Raw genomic sequence first — 18,745 nt, forward strand, 5'->3', positions numbered from 1 at the left:
GTTCTGTCCTATAGATAGGGGCTAGTAAAAAAACGGAAGGAAAACAAGAAAAAATATGCTGTTGCAATATTTTTTTATTTCCGGCTGCGTTATAGGCTATTTGGCAAGAATACGCAGATAAAGATCGCCTTTGAACGGTCCGAGTTTCCGGCCCTGTCCTTTGAGACGGATGGGACGTCCTATGACAAAATCACGGGGAAGCGTTATTTCCAGCGTCTTTGTCTTTTTACGGATTCCCTGCTGGACCGTTATGCGGACGGTGCGGCCGGGATGCAGTGCCGAGGCAGGGAAATACACGGTCTGCTCGTCATCCATCTGCCCCTTCATCCATGAGCCGATCCCGTCAAAAATCCCCGATGAAACATCTACGGAAGCGGTTTTCTCTCCCCAGCTTACATTCAGTTTACGTTCCTGAACCGGGGCGGAGGGTTTTCGTACAGTCCTGTCCTTGCTGATCTGGCTGTAGATGTCTTCAAAGACCTGCCGTGCGAACGGATCGTTCAGGATATCCTTGAGGACATCCTCCTCTTTCTGAAAAAAATACCTGCTCTGCTGAGCCCGATCAGTTTTATCGCGCCGGGCTTCACTGCGGGCGGACGACTGCTGCTTCCGGTAGGCCTGCGCCCCCTGTGAAGCTGTTTTTTTCTCCGCCTTGCCTGTAAATGTGGTTTTCTGTCGCGTGTATGAATTATCTTTGGCAGAGGACTTGGAACCGCTGTTGGCGGTCACGTTCTTGAGGAAAACATATGCCTCGTTCAGTTCCCGGAATTTCTTAGCGGCATCCGGGCTGGGGTTGAGGTCCGGATGCATGCTGAACGCGAGCTTGCGGAAAGACCTTTTGATGTCCGCCTCGGTCGCATCGGGACCGACGTTTAGAATGCTCTGTGCCTGTCTGGTGTTCATAGCCGCTTATTCGTCGGTGATAAGTGCGTTGGGAGCAACATCGGGATCGTGCTGGCGCAGTCCTTCAGCCTTGATGTACTCCTTGCCCTGAGCCACGAAACCGGCATGCCCGGCCTTGGGATTGATACCCGGACAATACTCCTGAATCATTTCCCAGCTTGTTTCATCAACAAGATTTCCGCGGAAAAACGGCCATGCCCGGCAGATGTCCGGCCGTCCGGGATGAACTCCGCAGCCGTTATCATAAAATACGCAGTAACCGTCTTTGCGGGAAACGAGACGGATTTTGCCATGCACGCATTCACTGTATTTTTCGACCAGCTCTTCCTCGGAAATACCGAGATGCCCGGCCAGTCTTTTTCTGTCCTTGGCGGTCATTATGATTCCGCCCTCACCCTGACAGCAATGGCCGCACATGCGGCACTCGAAAGCCTGATCCATTTATATTCTGCCTGCTAAATTTTTATGATCGACCATGAGACATCTGTCCTCAATGACAGTAACACCTTTTGGAGAAAGTATTTCACGCGCCTCAGGGCTGGATATGCCCTGCTGCATCCAGAAGATTCCGGGGGTGCTGCCGAGTTCCAGACACTCCCGTGCGTGGTCCGCACAGAATTGCGAAGCCCTGAATACATCCACCAGATCTATATGTTCCGGGATATCGAGAACCGACTTGAATGTTTCAAGCCCCCATACATCCTGTCTTTTCGGATGCACGGGAATAACCTTGAAACCGGCTTCAATAAGGTACCGGCCGACCATATCCACAGGTCTGCCGGGTTTGTCCACTGCTCCGATTACGGCAATGGTCTTGACCTCACCCAAAAGTGCGGCTAGCTTTTTTTCGTCAAACAGAAGCATGCAGGCTCCCTCCGAGCTTGTATAATTCTGAGCATGCTACAGTAAAGCCCGATTACTTGCAAAAGTTCTCTTTATATGCCCGTTTTTGGGCATTCCGCCTTTTTCGAATTAAAAATTCCCGGTTCCGTTTGAAACTTTTTTTAGGAGTAGGATACAATGTCCGATTTGAACATCAATAATGTGGTGCCCCGTTCAGAACTTGAAAAACGCTGGGCCAAATGCCGCCGTTTTCTCCCCGAAGCCGCCCCCGAGGCAGGCGGCCTGCTCTGCTTTTCAAGACTGCAGATTTATTATCTCTCCGGTTCATTTGTCAACGGTGCAATATGGCTGCCTCTGGAAGGAGAACCCGTGCTTTTCGTTCGCAAATCCTATGACCGCGCGAAAATCGAAAGCAGCATCAAGACCATTGTTCCATTCAAATCATTCAAGGATCTGCCGCCGCTCGCCAAAGAGGCAGGAAGGCCGCTGAGCAAAATTCTCGGAGCGGAAACAGCCGGACTGACCTGGCAATTGGGAGAAATGCTGACCTCACGCCTCAGCGAATACAAATTCGTACCCGGCGACAACGTGCTGGCCATGGCCCGGGCCGTAAAATCGGAATGGGAACTCGAAATCATGCGCGAGGTGGGCGAACGGCACAACTCCGCACTGGTCGATGTGCTTCCCGAAGTCATAGAACCCGGCATGACCGAACTTGAAATATCCAAATACACCTGGAACGTCTTCTTCGAATACGGGCACGAAGGCAATATGAGGATGCAGACCTTCGGGTCCGAAATATTTCTCGGCCATGTCTCCGCCGGGGATTCGGGAAACTACCCCAGCTCATTTGACGGCCCGCTCGGACTCCGGGGCGTGCACCCGGTTTCACCCTACATGGGCAGCGCAGCCAAAATATGGGAAAAAGGCTCTCCGTTGGCCGTAGACGCAGGTTTTGTGATGGAAGGGTACCACACCGACAAAACACAGGTTTACTGGTCCGGGCCTAAAAACTCCATCCCCAAAGAAGTGCTGGACGCCCAGTTGTTCTGTCAGGACATGCAGACCCTCGCGGCGGAAAACCTCAAGCCGGGCGCAATTGTCAGCGATGTTTATGAAATTGTTCTCGCCGAAGCGGAAAAACGCGGTTTTTCGGAAGGATTCATGGGACTCGGAGACAACAAGGTGTCCTTCATCGGACACGGCATAGGGCTTACCGTGGACGGATTTCCGCCCATCGCCCGCAGATTCGACATTCCCATCGAGAAAGGAATGGTCTTCGCCCTGGAACCGAAACACGGCATACCCGGAATCGGCATGGTGGGAGTGGAAAACACCTTCGAAATTACCGAAACCGGAAGCAGATGCATTACCGGGAACAACTTCGATATAATCTGCATTGATAAGTAGATTTTTAAGGGGATAATCCATCTCTGCCCTCCACATCCCTAAGACTCGAAGCGAAACTTCTCGCCTAAGGGCTGATGGGCCTTTGGAATCCCTAATAATTTATGGTTACTGTATTGATAACATTCACTTTGATTTAAAATTTTCCTAACTAACAAAATCATATTTTGATAAGGCTTTGCCATTTGGTCTGACTAAGCGTTGTTAAATTAATTGGGATTCCAAAGGGTCGCGGACCCTTTGGCCGCCGGAGGCGAACTCAAAATATCCAAAACGCGAAGCGCATCAAATCAAATTTCTTAAATAAAAATGGCCGCTCCCGGAAGGGCGGCCATTTTTTGCTATCTTTCATCAGGCGGCAACAGCAGCCTGAGCAGTGTTAATTCTACCGGTAAAGTATGCTGCTATCCACCACGGAAGCTTTGCCGACTCCGGTGAGAACCATGGCCTGAGTGAGTTCCGCCTTGAGCTGGTCGATGTATTTTTCAGCTCCTTCCTGCAGTTCCCCTACTGTGGCGATGGAGAACGGCCTTCCGATCATTACTGCATCGGCACCGAGGGCGAGCATTTTGAGCACGTCTATGCCGGTACGCACACCGCCGTCCACCATAACACAGCACTGACCGGCCACGGCCTTGCTGATTTCAGGCAAAACTTCAGCAGTGCCGGGACAGGAATCAAGCACCCTTCCGCCATGGTTGGAAACGACAATTCCCTTGGCTCCGGCTTCTACAGCCATGCTGGCTTCATCCGGGGTCATTATGCCCTTGACGATAAAGTCAGCCTTGACCGAACCGATGATTTCACGCAGCCGTTCAAGAGGTTTCGGGGTCACCGGACGGCCCATCTTTTTAAGGGTGATCAGTCCGGCTGCGTCGATATCCATGCCTACAATCCGGCATCCGGTTTCTTCCGCCTTAGCCAGTTTTTCGGCAAGTTCCTTTTCCTCCCAGGGTTTGATGAACGGGATGCCGTGGCCTCCCACTTCCCTGATGGCCGAAAAACCGCTTTCATGAATAAAAGGCGGGACACCGTCACCGGTACAGCCGATAATACCCTTGCTTTTGCAGGCCTTGAGCTTGGACGTAATATAGTCCAGCTCGCTGACTTTGCCGCCCATATTGAACTCAACTCCGCCGATGGGGGCTGCGATTACGGGGATATCCAGCTTGATACCCATAACCTCAACCGAGGTGTCCGGTTCACTGAATTCATGTATGGTGCGCATGTTCAGTTTAAGACTTTCAAGAGCTTTTACGTTGTTCTTGAAGCTCGTTCCGGTGCCCAGACCGCCCATGCCGGGTACTTCCCCGACGCAGGCATTGCCGTTGCACACCGGACAGACCCGGCAGAAACCTTTCATCATCTCACGGGCTTTGTTGCGTACTTCCTTCATACTTCTCTCCTTGGTCTAAGGCTTGGCGTGTCTGCATCAATGCATCACGCCGCCCTGCCGGGATTCAACTTGTTCCATGCCTGCCGGGGAGGACTGTCTTACTGCTGAAATTTTTCAGGCCGTAAGATTCATTTGACTGGTCGCCCTCGTATCAACTCACCGGTCAGGCTGGGCATAATGTTCCCGGACTTATCATATTTTCAGTGCAGTTCGTGCCGAATATTACTAGAAAATGCTGAACAGCATTCTCGTGGCCACCACTATAAGAAGGATGGCGAAAATTTTCTTGAGCTTTGCCACCGGCATGCTGTGTGCCATGCGAACCCCGATGGGAGCGGTAAGCATGCTTGCGCAGACTATACCTACCAGCGCGGGCAGATAGACAAATCCTATGCAGTACGGAGGCAGTCCCTCTACTCCCAGACCTGTCCAGACATATCCGACAGTCCCGGCAAGAGCAATGGGCAGGCCGATTGCTGCAGCGGTTCCGATGGCTGTGTGGATCACAACGTTGCACATGCTCAGAAACGGTACGGACAAGGTCCCGCCGCCGATTCCGACCAGGCTGGAGAATATACCGATTACCCCCCCGGCTGCAAACATTCCCTTGGAACCGGGAACCTGCCGTGAAGCTTTGGGCTTGAGCCCGAAAAGCATCTGTGAAGCCACATAGTACAGAAATACAACGAATATCCCCTTGAGGAAATTTGTATTCATGAAGGACGTAGAGATAGACCCCAGGAAGGTTCCGACCAGAATCCCCGGAGTTATGGTCTTGAAAATATCCCAGCGCACGGCCCCGCGTTTATTGTGTGAGCGCATGCTGGATATGGATGTGAAGATGATACTTGCCAGAGAAGTTCCGAGGGCAATGTGCATGAGATGCACTTCCGGTATACCCAGGGGAGGCAGAGTAAACACAAGGATAGGAACAATAACCAGTCCGCCGCCGATACCGAGCAACCCGGCCAGGATACCGGCGAAGACACCGAGAATGACAAAGATAAGCAGTGTAGAAATCATCTTTTCCCCCTCACAAAAGGGTGTTGGTTAAGTGTCAGATTCCGCGCTGACTGCGGCCGCCTTGATTTCGGCAATATGTTGCTTCATCACCATGCGGGCGGTCTCAGGGTCACGGTTTTCAAATGCCTCCAGCAGCTTGAAGTGCATGCTGATCGATATTTCCTGCCTTTCCGCTGTCTGCAGACATTCGGAACGGCTTTCCTTTATTATGCGATCCAGTGCCACCATCATTTCCGGGAAGATGGAGTTTCCTGTGGCACGGGCTATTTCCAGATGAAAATCTGAATCCAGAACCCCGGCGTTTTTACCGGCTTGAGCCTGAATCTGCTGATTGCAGACTATGACCTTCATACGATCAAGAGTCTCGTCATCCATGGAGACTGCTGCCAGAGCAGCCATCTCCGGCTCGATAACTCTGCGAAACTGAAAAATATCGCTGATGCGCTTTTCGCGGGCAGCGAAGATTCGTGCGAAAGCTTCGGTAAAATCTCCGCCTTCAGGGTCCTTGATATAGGTTCCGTCTCCCCGGCGGCTTTCCACCAGATTACCCTGCGCCAGCGTCTTGATGGCCTCACGGACGGAGCTGCGTGAAACATTCAATTTTTCAGCTAGGTTACGTTCTGCCGGCAACTTATCTCCGGGTTTAAGTTCCCCGGACTTGATGAGCTCGGCTATCTGCCGGGCCACCTTGCGGTAAACCGGCTTGTTATCTTTCTGTCTGCTCAAAATCGAACCTGCCGTTTTTTGTTTCCGTTAAATTGGTCAGACCAATACCATTGGTCTGACCCTCAAGGCAAGCAAAAAAGTGCTGCTACTGTCCGGATTCCCCCAAAAATGCGGAAAGCAGACAAGTAGGTAATTGATTATTTTAAACGGGAGAGGATGTGGAGAGCGGAGCCAGAGCAAAGAAATACTACAGCAAACAGTTTGAAATCGCAGGATTAGACTATAAAGAAGCCGTATGTTTCATCACGACCTGTTTTCCTCCATGGCAAGTTGTTTCAGAAAAGACACTTTGTCAGCGGCTCTTTTCTGCTTCACCGCGTATTCTGCCCGGTATGCGGACCGTTTATCGGGAAAACGCTCCACTGCCTCCATTGCGACAGGGAGTCTCGCGCGGGTATATTTTGCGCCCGTTCCGGCATTATGTTCAGCCAATCTCCGTACCGGATCGGTGGTGACCCCGCAGTACAGGGAATTGTCTTTACATCTCAACAGGTATACGTGCCATGTGTTCATACGGGTTTGATACACTAGTACCCCCCTGCGGCAAAGAGGGGATTTGATGTGCTTTACGTCGGCAACAAGACTTATTTTAAAAACACACTCAAAATCCAGGCATTGGCGATAAATTTTGTTTTTGCTATAAAGCCAATCAGAGATTTAAATTTTAACCAGTATACACCAACAGAATGGAAATCAGAGAACTCGCCATATTGTTACTATGCATAACCTGCTCCGGTATTTTAGGCCTTGTCTATTACTCAATACGATTACTGGACACCCCCGGATCAAGGTCATTTATCCTCTTTATGCTAAGTGTATTTGTATACTCCTTCGGATATATGTTTGAACTGTCAAGCAGTTCATACGAGGCAATATACTTGGCCATCAAATTGGAATATTTAGGCGTTCCGTTTATTTCCGTGTTCTGGTTTTTATTTGCAATGGGCTATAACAACATAAAAATAAACAATAAATTGATATATACATCTATATTCGCCATCCCTATAATCACTGTTATCATGCTTTACACCAATGAACTGCACCACCTGCAGTATAAAAGTTTGGTAATTGATTCCAGCGGCCCATTCCCAGCGGCATCTTACAGTAAGGGAACATGGTACTATATAGGATTTATCTATGAAACAGTTCTCAGTCTGGTCGGCATACGACTCTTTTACACCATGATTCCCAAGACGAAGGGGTACCGAAAAAAACAGGCAAAAATAATTTTTTCAGCTTCGCTGATTCCCTGGGCCGGACATGTGCTTAGCGTAATGGCAGGGCATCCGTACGGTATAGACATAGCTCCATTTTTCCTTTCGTTATCCGTACCTGTTTTTGCCTTTGCCATGTTCCGATTGAGAATGTTCAACATCGTTCCCATAGCAAGGGACAAGGTATTCGAAACCATGAATTCCCCGGTTCTAGTTTTGGACAAGGATTTTTTCATCGTTGATTTCAATAATTACGCATGCAGTCTTTTTCCAGAATTGACCTCGAAAAGTATCAATCAGGACGCATGGGATGTTCTGAATGAACACAAGGACTTTCTTCAAAAAATAACCGGTGCAGATGATTCCGGTACAGAATTCGAAACAAAGGTAAAAACACGTCACTACAGTGGATCCATCACCAGATTATTTTCTTCCAAACAAAAATTTCTTGGATCAATAGTCCTGCTGTTCGATATAACCGATAACAAGTTGATGATGACCAAGCTGCACCAGATGGCCACAATTGATACCTTGACTCAGGTACACAACAGAGGTTTTTTCATGGAGTCATGTCAGCAGAAATTGGAGCAGATTTCACAACAGAAAGGCTACCTTTCTTTTCTTCTTATCGACATTGATCATTTTAAAAAAATTAATGACACATATGGGCATACTGCCGGTGACTATGTACTGAAAAACGTTACCGAAGGATTTCGGGGTATCCTGCGCAGCAGCGACATCTGCGGAAGATACGGAGGAGAAGAATTTGCCATTCTGCTGCCACAGACCGGCCTGCAGGATGCAGAGAGACTTTCAAAACGGCTTCTGGCAACGATTAAAGAAACGCCGACAAACTACAAAGGCACCGATATCCATGTAACTATCAGCGTGGGCATCTCAAGTATAAATTTTATCGACGGATACGCAGACATTGACTTGGACAAGCTGGTTGCGAGACTGCTGAATGACGCTGACAAGGCTTTATATCAGGCCAAAAATGAAGGGCGAAACAGGGTGTGCATAGCCAACTGATCGCCAAGCTGTTTTTCTTGCATTCTGCCGTGCTTGACTGTAATTTATTCTGCTCGTTTGGCCGGGATCAGATATCCGCGGTCCTTTTTTCATCTCATCATTTTTGTCTTTCGGGTAAGTCCATCACGCTTTCCCGTCTTGGAGCCCTATGCCCAGAGTCACTATTTCGTCCCTTGAAAAGTCCTACAACGGAGAAGATCTTTTCACCGACCTGTCATTTGAAGTATCCGCCGGTATGCGCCTTGCCGTTACCGGACCAAACGGCTGCGGAAAATCGACACTGCTCAAGCTCATTGCCGGGCTCATCGAACCGGATGCAGGGGTGCTTTCCATCTCCAAGGGTGCACGCATAGGCTATGTGGCTCAGGAACTCACCGGGGAAATACTGGAACATTCGCTCCTGAGCTGGGTGCTTTCGGCCCTGCCCTCCTGGAACAGACTCTGGGAAGAGTGGGAAGAGGCCGGACGCAGCGAAGACCATGCCCACATGACCAGACTTTCCGAAAAACAGGCCGAACTTGAACACCAGTTCGGCTACAATCCGGAACACAAGGCACGCACAATCCTCACCGGTCTCGGTTTTTCCGAACATGACATGCTCAGCAGGATCAAAGAACTTTCCGGCGGCTGGCGCGAGCGTGCCAAGCTAGGCCGGGTTCTTCTGCAGGGGGCGGACCTGCTGCTTCTGGACGAACCGACCAACCACCTTGACCTTGAAGCCGTAGAGTGGCTGGAAAACTACCTGCTTTCCTTCCGTGGAGCAGTCGTCTACGTGGCCCACGACAGGATTTTTCTGGACCGCGTGGGCACGCACGTCCTTTTTCTGGGATCCGGCAAACCCGCCATGCGGCGCGGGTCGTTCACCGAATTTCTGGAATGGAGAGAAGAAAATGCCATGCAGCGCACCCGCGAAGCAGCCAAACTCTCCGCGCGCATAGAAAACGAAAATTCATACATCCGCAGATTCCGGGTCAAAGCCCGCAAGGCTGCGCAGGCCCAGTCCAAGATCAAAAAGGTGGAAAAACTGGAAAAGGAACTTTCCAGGCTTCAGGAAGATGCGGAACTCAACCGCTCCGGCAAGACCTTGAGCTTCAGACTGCCACCCACCAAACGCGGGGACAAGGCCGCCATCAGCGTGGTTGATCTTGAATTCTCTTACGACGGCAGACCTCCTTCGATATGGCCCCTGCTCAATTTCCAGCTTTTCCGCAGCAAAAAGATTGCGCTGGCCGCACCCAACGGCGCAGGTAAATCAACCCTGCTCAAGGTGATCATGGGTATGCTGAAGCCCAATTCCGGCTATGCTAAAATTGGTACGAATACGTCTGTGGCCTATTTCAGCCAGCACCAGAGCGAAATCCTGCGTGACGATTCCACGGCATTATCGGAAATACGCCGCCTTAGCGACCCGGATACCACCGAGGAGCAGCTCAAAAGCGTGCTCGGCCTGTTCCTGCTCGGGGAACCGTATTTCGAGCGCAAGGTCGCGGCCCTGTCCGGCGGAGAAAAGAACCGTCTTATTCTGGCGACTCTCTTTCTCTCGCGGGCGAATCTGCTCATTCTGGACGAACCGACCAACCATCTGGACCTTGAAAGCCGTGAAGGACTTATACAGGCCCTAAAGGATTACGATGGAACACTTTTCTTCGTAGCCCATGACCGCTACCTGCTGGGAGAAGTTGCCGAGGAAATCTGGGCTATAACTGATTCCGGAATCGATACGTTTTTTTCTTTCGCGGAATACGATAATTATCGTAAAGGAAAAGCTGATGGCGTAACCGCTCCGGCTGAAACCGCAGAAGAAGACAAGTCCGCCAAGCGTAAACTTTCCAAGGAAGATAAACGCCGCCAGGCCGAGATACGCAATGCCCTTTACAAGGAACTCAAACCCAAGGCAGCTGAATACGAAAAACTTGAAAGGGATTTGGAAAAGGTTCTGGAAGAGCAGGCCGAGATGGAAGAAAGGCTTAACGATCCGGAACTCTACGCGGACGGTGCAGCCGCAGTGGAACTGAATTCCCGCTACACCGAAACCTGCGCCTGGGCCGAGCAGCTGATGGAAAAGATGGCTGTCCTTGAAGAAGAGATCAGCGAACTTGAAGAACGCAAAAAGCAGTTGCTGGAAGAAGGCTGACGCAAAGGAGTTCCCGTGGCAGAATCATCCCCGGTCGAGGTAGTGGCTGCAATAATCTGGCAAGACGGCCTGTTCCTTTCCGCGGAACGTCCCGAGGGAAAGGACTACGCCGGATGGTGGGAATTCCCCGGCGGAAAGGTTGAACCCGGCGAATCCCTGCAGGATGCGCTGGCTCGTGAACTGCAGGAGGAGCTTGATATAACTCCAACGCAGTACGCCTTCTGGATGGATAGGGTCGTGGAATATCCGGAATATACGGTTCATCTTAATTTTTTCGATGTCTTCGAGTTTTCCGGAAATATCAGCGCCATGGAAAAACAGAAGTTCGACTGGTTTGATCTGCGCAGGGTAAGGGATGTGCGGTTTCTGCCCGTAAACTACGAAATCCTTGAAATGCTGAAAAAAAGAGAACTTAAATCCTCTTTACAAAATTAAACTACTTCAATTTTCTCAAAATATCACACTGTAAGAACTTAAAAAAACTTGCTTTTACTGTTTGAAATTTTGCATGCAACCTTCTAAAAAGGACTGGGATTCCTCCTGAGGCCAATCCCTTGAACACCGAAAACAAATCTTTCTGTCAAGCGCCATGCGCACCGGATTTCGCGCCGTGCAGGCGGGGAACATCCGGATATAACCCGGAGTAGATATGAAAATAGTAGACCTGATCAAGAAAAACAAACCGTTTCTGTCACTGGAATTTTTTCCGCCGAAGAACCGTGATTCATGGCCTGATTTTTTCGAGGTTGTTGAAAAGCTGAAGGTTCTGAATCCCCTTTTCGCTTCCGTCACTTACGGAGCAGGCGGAGGAACACAGGAAAATTCGCTTGAAATTGTGAAAAGAATGAAGCAGGATGCCGGGATAGAACCTCTCGCACACCTGACCTGCGTCGGTGCCAGCCCTGAAAACATCAGTAATTTCGTTTCCGCACTCAAAGATGCGGGTGTTGACAACATCCTTGCCCTGCGTGGCGATCCCCCTGCCGGAGATGAAGATTTTGACTTCAACACCCAGATTTTCAAGCACGGCTCCGATCTGGTTACCTACGTGAAAGAAAATCATCCCGGCACGGGAATAGCTGTAGCAGGCTACCCGGAAGCACATCTGGAATCTCCTTCCATAAAAGAGGATTTCAAGTGGATGAAAAACAAAATCGATGAAGGCGGCGAGCTCATAATCACCCAGCTCTTCTTCGATAACCGGGTTTACTTCGACTTTTGCGAGAGGCTTTCCGAAATGGGCGTCAATGTTCCGGTGGTTCCCGGAATCCTGCCCATCATGAGCCTCAAGTCCGCAAAATTCATTCTCTCCCTTTGCGGAGCGGCTATTCCGGGTAAGTTTCTTAGTGCACTGGAAAAAGCCCATGCGGAAGGAGGCGATGATGCGGTTTACAGGCTCGGAATAGATTTCGCCACCAGACAGGCCCAGGAACTGCTTGACGGTGGGGCTCCGGGGGTCCATCTATATACGCTCAACCGGGCAAAAGCATGCCTTGAAATAGGAAAAGCTCTCAAATTTTAATCCGGCTGGTGCAAGGTAATCGGGGTTACCTTAAGAGATTAACAGATAAAACCGGGCTGATCAAAAAAGGTCCGGATCATAATAAGACGGAGGTTTAGCCATGAGTTCTAAAAATCCCAGAGTCGCTGTGGTCGGAGCAACCGGCGCGGTTGGCCGCGAAATGCTCAAAGTTCTGGAGCAGAGGGATTTTCCCGCATCCGAAGTAGTTCCTTTTTCTTCCATCCGTTCCGCCGGAACAAAAGTACCCTTCAAGGGTGAAGAGCTTACCGTACTCGAGCTTAAAGAAGATTCCTTCGAAGGCTTTGATCTGGCTCTTTTTTCCGCAGGCGGCGGAACCTCCGAAAAATTCGCTCCTCTGGCAGCGAAAGCGGGATGCGTGGTAGTAGACAACTCCAGTGCATGGAGAATGGATCCGAAAATCCCCCTTGTCGTACCCGAAGTAAACCCGGAGGACCTCGACTGGCATCCCGGCATCATTGCCAACCCCAACTGCTCCACTATACAGATGGTTGTCGCCCTCAAGCCCCTGCATGACAAGGCGAAAATCAAACGTATTGTAGTTTCCACCTATCAGGCTGTTTCCGGAACCGGGCAGAAAGCCATCAACGAGCTGGAAACACAGGTCAGCAGGCTCTTCAACGGAAAGGACATCGTTGCCAACGTTTATCCGCACCAGATCGCATTCAACTGCCTGCCGCAGATCGACGTATTCCTTGATAACGGCTACACCAAGGAAGAAATGAAGATGGTCAACGAAACCAAGAAAATCATGGGTGACGATTCCATCAAGGTTACCGCCACCACCGTTCGCGTACCGGTCTTCTACAGCCATTCGGAATCCGTCAACATCGAAACCGAAGAAAAAATCACCGTCGAAGAATGCCGCAATCTGCTGGCCAATTTCCCCGGTGTGACCGTGGTAGATTATCCTGAAAAGAACATGTATCCCATGGCCGTCGACTGCGCTGGTGAGGATGATGTTTTCGTAGGACGCATCCGCGAAGACGATACCATTGAAAACGGCCTCAACATGTGGATTGTTTCCGACAACATCCGCAAGGGTGCCGCTCTGAATACGGTTCAGATTGCCGAGACTCTCATTGAACGCAATCTTGTCCGCGTGGAATAATTAACGCTATCCAACGCGGCAGTGCGGATTACCGTTCTGTCAGTAAAAAAACAAAAGCGGAAATTCTGGTTTGCAGAATTTCCGCTTTTTTGTTTTTTGGATAAGAGATGACCGTTAGTCGGATATTTCATCATAGAAAGCTTCGGCAGCCATGCTCACAAATCCGTCCTACCCCAACCGCTCCTCAACAATCCTGAGATAAGGCTCCAACCCGCACGGAACATCATCCGGCCACTGAAATACGTTTGCGCTGTTCTTTCCGGCTGTTTCGCTGATCATCCGAGCCAGTAAGCGGTAATCCGCAGGGTCATCTATGACCTGTTCTTCTGGCAGAAAAAAACTGCTCCCGTTATCTCGCGAGCTTATGACCGACACGCCGCAGGCCAGTGCTTCCAACACGGAATTGGAACAGGCATCATAAAAGGACGGAAGCACGAAAATATCCGATCTTCCGTAAAAGGAAGGCATATCACCAACCTTCCCAAGAAAAACCACCCTTTCCGCAACACCGAGACTTTCGGCAAGACGAATGTATTTCGCCGGATTGCGTCCTCCGGCTACATGCAGATGGTAATTTTCCGGAAGATCCGCCAGTGCCCTGATGAGCGAGGCAACTCCCTTGAGCGCAAAATTGGTCGTGGCCGTGGAAATGAGGATATCACTGTCCGTAAGCGAAAATTCGGCTCGCCCGGCACTGCGCAGTTCGGGCTCAAGGGGCTTGAAGAGGTCCAGATCAGGCTTGTTGTATACAACTTCCGGCAGATTTTCCGAAAGCTGCGGATGTGATTCCACCATCCAGTCCCGCACCCGGTGTGAAACGCAGACAATACGGCACCCGGAGGTGACCTGACGTTTTTCGATGTAGTTTATTAGAATGTTCACCGGCGAAACCCGGCGGCGAAACATCTTGAAGGAACGTGAAAAACCGGCATCCCAGGCCCGCTGAGAAAGACGCCAGAAAGAATTCAGCGGCCCCCCGCCGACACGCAGTATGTCCTGATTCAGGGATTTGCCGAGGCTTATGCAGAGATCGTAACCGCCCTTCAAGCGTATCCGTTCGGCAGCGAGGACAAACCAGAACAGTTTTCCGGCACGGCAGAAACCGTACCGCCCCACGGAAACCACACTAACTCCCGCAGGAGGTTCTTCCTCGGCTCTGGCACAGATAAAATCAACCTTGTAACCGGCCCTGGCAAGTGCGGCGCTCAGATTGTATCCGAACCGTTCAACTCCGCCGTAGCGGCCGAAACGGGGAAGTATTATGGCGATTTTTTTCATATGATTTCCGGCTCTGGTGCGGTATTTTGTTCTGCAGGACACGCAGGGTTAATTCCCTTGCCCGCCCCGATTTATACTGATAGTCGCTTTGTGGACGGCCGACCGGAAAATTCTCCGGTGATACCTGTTTATACACCCGCCGATAAAAGCAACGGGCGCAGATGTTAGTCCGAAACAGCCGTCTTGCCAAGAAAAACCGCAGTTAAGGAGCGCTGATGCCTTTCTCTACCCAACCGCTGGACATGCAGATTTTCATCCTTGCCAATCAGGTTTTCCGCAAACACTGGATGGATATCGTCATGCCTCTGCTTTCTTCCGCTGCTCTGCTCTGGGTGCTGATATCGATTGCTGCCGCTGCGGGGTTCTACAGGAAAGGAGCAAAATTCATTGTCATCATACTGCTGGCAATCGCCGCAATGGGACTGTCTGATTTTTCCACCAATCTAATAAAAAAAAGCATCGGCAGGGTCAGACCGCTTAACTCCGTGGCATTGACCTACCTTAAGGAAGACGGCAGATGGCAGCGCCGCCCGCTCGATTTCAAACAGACCAAAGAACGCGGCAACTCATACCCATCCGCCCATGCCGCAAACACCATGGCACTTGCCGTGATGCTCATGCTGTTCTTCAAGACACTCAGGCCGTGGATGCTTTTCCTTCCACTTGCCGTGGGGTATTCACGCCTTTATCTGGGCAAGCACTTCCCCACCGATGTTATGGCCGGATGGGCAATGGGATTCTGCATGGCTGTTTCTGTCTGGTTAATCTGGAAATATCTGCTCAGCGAAAAGGTTTCGGAACGATTCCGCCCGTGACGGTAAGCAGATCTGCAACAATTCCTCAGGATGCAGCTTAATGGACTCTGCTGATTAAACATAAATTGATCGTGACGGCATCGGGTCATTGATCATAAATCAGACGAAGATGATATAAGTCGGAGCGGTTTTAATCGGCTCCGTGAGCCAGTTTAAACTTGCCTGTTTCCACAAGCGGTTTTATAAATCCTTTTTTTCAATTTCAGCTACCAACTTTCAAAACCGAACGTCCTGTTCCGGATCAATCATGTTTACCGTCTTACAAAGATACACCGGCTGGCTGATTCTGGCCACCCTGCTGCTTTTTATCTGCAGCAAACTCGTCCCCTCTCTCTTTATCGCAGTCGCCGTAATCGCATGGCTGGTAGTCATTGTGGAATGGACCAGACTTTCCGCAGGTGCACGCAGGCAGGCGTATTTCCTTCTGGGAATCGGAGTTGTCGCACTGCTGTTCTCGGCTCAGCAGGGTGTTTTTCTGGGCTGGCAGAAAATCATGACCCAGAACCTGCAATTGCTGCCGATGTTCATAGCCGTATCCTTTCTGGCACTGACCAACCCGGCTGCGCAGGATGACAACCTGCCGCGCGGAAAACGGGCAGTTGTAACAACTGCTGTCGGCACGAATCTGCTCGGCGCGGTAATCAATCTTTCCATTCTGTTCGTTTTCGGGGATCGTCTGGAGCGCAATAATACGCTTACGAGGCCACAGGCTATTCTTCTGGGCCGTACATTCTGCGCGGCAGCATGGTGGTCTCCGTTCTTCATCTCTGCCGGTGTTGCGCTGACCTATGCACCGGGAATGCAGTACAACCGGACAATAGTACCCGGCCTTATACTCTGCGCGGTTGCAATCTGCTACTCTATTATAGAGGTCGGTTTCATTCGCAGGATGGAATTCACAGGCTACCCTGTACGCATGGAAAGCCTGACCGTGCCATTCCTGCTGGCTGTGGCAGTAATAACCGGCCATCATTTTTTCCCGGAAATGGGCATGATCCTGTTGATCTGCCTCGTGGCTCCTCCGGCTGCAATACTGCTGATGCGCAGCAGACCCAGACTTCCGCAACTGCAGGATTTTATCAGCCACCGGATCGTTTCAACCGTTAACCAATTCGTACTGTTCCTCACTGCCGGAATTTTCTCTATCGGGATTACTTCGGTTATTCAGGTCTACCCGGAGATATTCAACTTTGCCGGCAAAACATTCACTCCCGGCCTGTTTGCAACCATCTCTGCTCTGCTGATTGTTCTGGGACTTATCGGTGTACATCCGCTGGTAGGAATTTCCATAGTCAGCCCCATGCTTTTGCCCCTGCACCCGGACAGCTCCCGGCTGGCCTTCCTGTTCCTGACCAGTTGGGCCATCTCAACAGGCAGCAGCCCGTTATCCGGAGTGGGCCTTGTACTCACAAGCCGCTACAATGTGTCGTCACGGTCAATACTGGCGAGCAATATTCACTACGTAGCAGCCATGTGGCTTATGGCTAATCTGGTCAATGTTCTCTATTTTGGAAGTTAGGCAGGCTTGTGCTGGAAAACTAACCCATCAAATTTTAAGGCATATCGAATCGGCTCGGTATGCCTTTCTTTTTATCTTACTATCAGTGACCCTTTTAGACTTGATTTACATTTAAGACACACAAAAAACGGTTTGCGATCTTAGATTATAGTGGAAGCAAGCCCAAAAGAGTTGTTCCAGATGAAGTAATATCCGTTACACCACTTTGTCTCGCCTCATCTTTTAAATTTTTAGCAGCCCAGCTGCTACAAAATATAAAAAATGGGACGTGTTCATTCACTTTTCTTATTTGCTTGGCAAGATAAATTCCTGCCTTTTTGCCCTCTGGCCGAGCCATGTCTGATATTACAATATCGAACTGTCGTGAATTAAATTTGTTTAACCCATCTTCAGTATCAAGTGAAACGACAACGGTATGGCCTCTTTCCTGTAATGATGCCATCAAAAAACTATTATTTTTAGGACTATCGTCAACCCAAAGAATAGATTTACTAATGTTTTTGCCTGAATCATTGTTAGTGCTATTTTCAAAGGTCTTGGAGCGAATATTCTTCTCTATTTCAGCTAGCCTTGACTGAACATCATTTACTATTTTGCGTTGTTGCTCAGAAGCTTCTTCCATAGTCAATTCATTTCCTGCAACCTTAATGGTAAACTTTCTCCCCTGAGCAGATTTAATTAAGTTCACAATAGGCTCATGGAATTTGTATAGCATAAGCCCAAATATAACAGGCCATGCTAGAGAAGATAGTGCAGAAAGTAATTTGGCAAGTGAGTCCATGTTTTTCCTTTAAAAACGACCTTAAATTAACAGGAGTAAACTGTTTAGCGTCATGCGGAGTGTTGTATTTTAGCAGCAGTATTATTATAATTCTGACACCTTAATAACAGTTTATTTACCATGGTGCAACAGTCATATGCCTTATTATGATCCTGCCTTACAAGTTAGCTCATACACGCTCTTAAGCATCTACATTTTCCCAATTCCGGTACCGTGATCTACCAACAAACCGCATGTCTGTTGTATTTCCGTGGTTGATTCCAATTCTATGGTCCACCAATCGCACGGAGTTTGAACAAGCGCATCAACTATCGGACCGAGCAAGACCATGTCTTCCGGTGGGTAATGACGATCTGTTTCCCGTTCATAAAAATGTACTTCAGCGAGTCGAGATTCGAACAATCTTATCACTTCATAAATGTCTGGTCCTCCATTCATGCTGAACTCTGAACAGAGGGCATGTCCCAAATCAAGCGTAATGGAAGTTCCTGCCTGGGTTGCCCAGTCCAATACGATATGCGGGTCCGATGTCAGTCCTCTTCTGAGGTTTTCAAGGCTAAGTGTTATTCCCAGCTTCCGAGCCCGCTCTGCAAGGCTGCTCAGATTGTCCACAGCTTTCGCAGGATTAAGTTTTACTGTTGTGTCAACTCCGATATGAACAGTAATGATCTGTTCTCCATATCCTGCTATCAAATCGAGCATCTGGTTGTGTAAGGCAACTGATTGCGTAGATTTCTCATCATCTTCATCAGCCAATTCAAGTCCGGGAAAAAAAGCATGATGCCGAATAGCGACCCCTCTTTCGAGGTATGGTCGCAAAGAAGACTGCAGCCCATGCAATTCATGCATGCTTGGAGTGTACTCGATGCTCAGACCGTTATCGGCCAAGAAATCAGGCTTGGATATCTCTTCATAATATTTTGCAGAACCGGCAATTCGAATTGGACGATCATGGCAATTAAAAAAGACAGGAGATAACGACATAGTTATTTTACCTTGTTTATTATTAACCAACTATTTTGC

Annotated in this window: 18 protein-coding genes; 8 read left to right on the plus strand and 10 right to left on the minus strand. The window is 49.6% G+C overall.

Annotated features, from left to right (window positions below):
• Nucleotides 1-96 precede the first annotated feature (96 nt).
• Genes ACKU4E_RS06650 through ACKU4E_RS06660 form a run of 3 tightly spaced genes read right to left on the minus strand, consistent with a single transcriptional unit; the run spans nucleotide 97 to nucleotide 1,767 of the window.
• Nucleotides 97-903, minus strand: a complete 807-nt coding sequence (locus ACKU4E_RS06650; protein ID WP_320170296.1) for a DnaJ domain-containing protein — start codon at nucleotides 901-903, stop codon at nucleotides 97-99.
• A gap of 6 nt (nucleotides 904-909) precedes the next feature.
• Nucleotides 910-1,344, minus strand: coding sequence for a YkgJ family cysteine cluster protein (locus tag ACKU4E_RS06655; RefSeq protein ID WP_320170297.1), 435 nt, complete (start codon nucleotides 1,342-1,344; stop codon nucleotides 910-912).
• On the minus strand, nucleotides 1,345-1,767 hold the full coding sequence (locus ACKU4E_RS06660) for a CoA-binding protein (RefSeq protein ID WP_320170298.1): 423 nt from the start codon (nucleotides 1,765-1,767) through the stop codon (nucleotides 1,345-1,347).
• Between the two features lie 156 nt (nucleotides 1,768-1,923).
• On the opposite strand from ACKU4E_RS06660, the gene ACKU4E_RS06665 reads away from it, so the two are divergent.
• The gene (locus ACKU4E_RS06665; RefSeq protein ID WP_320170299.1) at nucleotides 1,924-3,156 is read left to right on the plus strand and encodes a Xaa-Pro peptidase family protein; all 1,233 of its coding nucleotides are present in this window, start codon (nucleotides 1,924-1,926) and stop codon (nucleotides 3,154-3,156) included.
• Nucleotides 3,157-3,538: 382 nt separating this feature from the next.
• Here ACKU4E_RS06665 and ACKU4E_RS06670 read toward each other — a convergent pair whose 3' ends face one another.
• The 4 genes from ACKU4E_RS06670 to ACKU4E_RS06685 form a co-directional block, all read right to left on the minus strand.
• Nucleotides 3,539-4,549, minus strand: a complete 1,011-nt coding sequence (locus ACKU4E_RS06670; protein WP_320170300.1) for an alpha-hydroxy-acid oxidizing protein — start codon at nucleotides 4,547-4,549, stop codon at nucleotides 3,539-3,541.
• A 225-nt stretch (nucleotides 4,550-4,774) separates the two neighbouring features.
• Entirely contained in the window at nucleotides 4,775-5,572 is a 798-nt protein-coding gene (locus ACKU4E_RS06675; protein ID WP_320170301.1) for a sulfite exporter TauE/SafE family protein, read from the minus strand.
• Nucleotides 5,573-5,599: 27 nt separating this feature from the next.
• Nucleotides 5,600-6,298, minus strand: coding sequence for a FadR/GntR family transcriptional regulator (locus ACKU4E_RS06680; RefSeq protein WP_320170302.1), 699 nt, complete (start codon nucleotides 6,296-6,298; stop codon nucleotides 5,600-5,602).
• 243 nt (nucleotides 6,299-6,541) lie between these two features.
• A complete protein-coding gene (locus tag ACKU4E_RS06685) occupies nucleotides 6,542-6,826 on the minus strand; it encodes a GIY-YIG nuclease family protein (protein ID WP_320170303.1) in 285 nt (94 codons plus the stop codon).
• A gap of 158 nt (nucleotides 6,827-6,984) precedes the next feature.
• On the opposite strand from ACKU4E_RS06685, the gene ACKU4E_RS06690 reads away from it, so the two are divergent.
• The 5 genes from ACKU4E_RS06690 (at nucleotide 6,985) to ACKU4E_RS06710 (ending at nucleotide 13,329) form a co-directional block, all read left to right on the plus strand.
• Entirely contained in the window at nucleotides 6,985-8,544 is a 1,560-nt protein-coding gene (locus tag ACKU4E_RS06690) for a histidine kinase N-terminal 7TM domain-containing protein (RefSeq protein ID WP_320170304.1), read from the plus strand.
• A 148-nt stretch (nucleotides 8,545-8,692) separates the two neighbouring features.
• The gene (locus ACKU4E_RS06695; RefSeq protein ID WP_320170305.1) at nucleotides 8,693-10,678 is read left to right on the plus strand and encodes an ABC-F family ATP-binding cassette domain-containing protein; all 1,986 of its coding nucleotides are present in this window, start codon (nucleotides 8,693-8,695) and stop codon (nucleotides 10,676-10,678) included.
• A 15-nt stretch (nucleotides 10,679-10,693) separates the two neighbouring features.
• Nucleotides 10,694-11,113 (plus strand): NUDIX domain-containing protein, encoded by a 420-nt coding sequence (locus ACKU4E_RS06700; RefSeq protein WP_320170306.1) that lies wholly within the window; start codon nucleotides 10,694-10,696, stop codon nucleotides 11,111-11,113.
• 214 nt (nucleotides 11,114-11,327) lie between these two features.
• The gene (locus tag ACKU4E_RS06705; protein WP_320170307.1) at nucleotides 11,328-12,200 is read left to right on the plus strand and encodes a methylenetetrahydrofolate reductase; all 873 of its coding nucleotides are present in this window, start codon (nucleotides 11,328-11,330) and stop codon (nucleotides 12,198-12,200) included.
• Between the two features lie 100 nt (nucleotides 12,201-12,300).
• Nucleotides 12,301-13,329: an aspartate-semialdehyde dehydrogenase gene (locus tag ACKU4E_RS06710; RefSeq protein WP_320170308.1), complete on the plus strand. Its 1,029-nt coding sequence runs from the start codon at nucleotides 12,301-12,303 to the stop codon at nucleotides 13,327-13,329.
• A 168-nt stretch (nucleotides 13,330-13,497) separates the two neighbouring features.
• Here ACKU4E_RS06710 and ACKU4E_RS06715 read toward each other — a convergent pair whose 3' ends face one another.
• Nucleotides 13,498-14,607 (minus strand): glycosyltransferase family 4 protein, encoded by a 1,110-nt coding sequence (locus ACKU4E_RS06715; RefSeq protein WP_320170309.1) that lies wholly within the window; start codon nucleotides 14,605-14,607, stop codon nucleotides 13,498-13,500.
• 215 nt (nucleotides 14,608-14,822) lie between these two features.
• Between ACKU4E_RS06715 and ACKU4E_RS06720 the strand changes: the two genes are divergently transcribed.
• Together ACKU4E_RS06720 and ACKU4E_RS06725 are read left to right on the plus strand one after the other, a co-directional pair.
• Nucleotides 14,823-15,422: a phosphatase PAP2 family protein gene (locus tag ACKU4E_RS06720; RefSeq protein ID WP_320170310.1), complete on the plus strand. Its 600-nt coding sequence runs from the start codon at nucleotides 14,823-14,825 to the stop codon at nucleotides 15,420-15,422.
• 247 nt (nucleotides 15,423-15,669) lie between these two features.
• Nucleotides 15,670-16,941, plus strand: coding sequence for a hypothetical protein (locus ACKU4E_RS06725; protein WP_320170311.1), 1,272 nt, complete (start codon nucleotides 15,670-15,672; stop codon nucleotides 16,939-16,941).
• Nucleotides 16,942-17,086: 145 nt separating this feature from the next.
• On the opposite strand, the gene ACKU4E_RS06730 is transcribed toward ACKU4E_RS06725, so the two are convergent.
• Both ACKU4E_RS06730 and ACKU4E_RS06735 read right to left on the minus strand, forming a co-directional pair.
• Nucleotides 17,087-17,722 carry a response regulator gene (locus ACKU4E_RS06730; RefSeq protein ID WP_320170312.1) on the minus strand — a complete coding sequence of 212 codons (636 nt, stop codon included), beginning with the start codon at nucleotides 17,720-17,722 and terminating at the stop codon, nucleotides 17,087-17,089.
• A gap of 189 nt (nucleotides 17,723-17,911) precedes the next feature.
• Entirely contained in the window at nucleotides 17,912-18,736 is an 825-nt protein-coding gene (locus ACKU4E_RS06735; RefSeq protein WP_320170313.1) for a TIM barrel protein, read from the minus strand.
• Nucleotides 18,737-18,745 lie beyond the last annotated feature (9 nt).

The organism is Maridesulfovibrio sp. (assembly GCF_963677005.1).
Taxonomy (GTDB): domain Bacteria; phylum Desulfobacterota; class Desulfovibrionia; order Desulfovibrionales; family Desulfovibrionaceae; genus Maridesulfovibrio.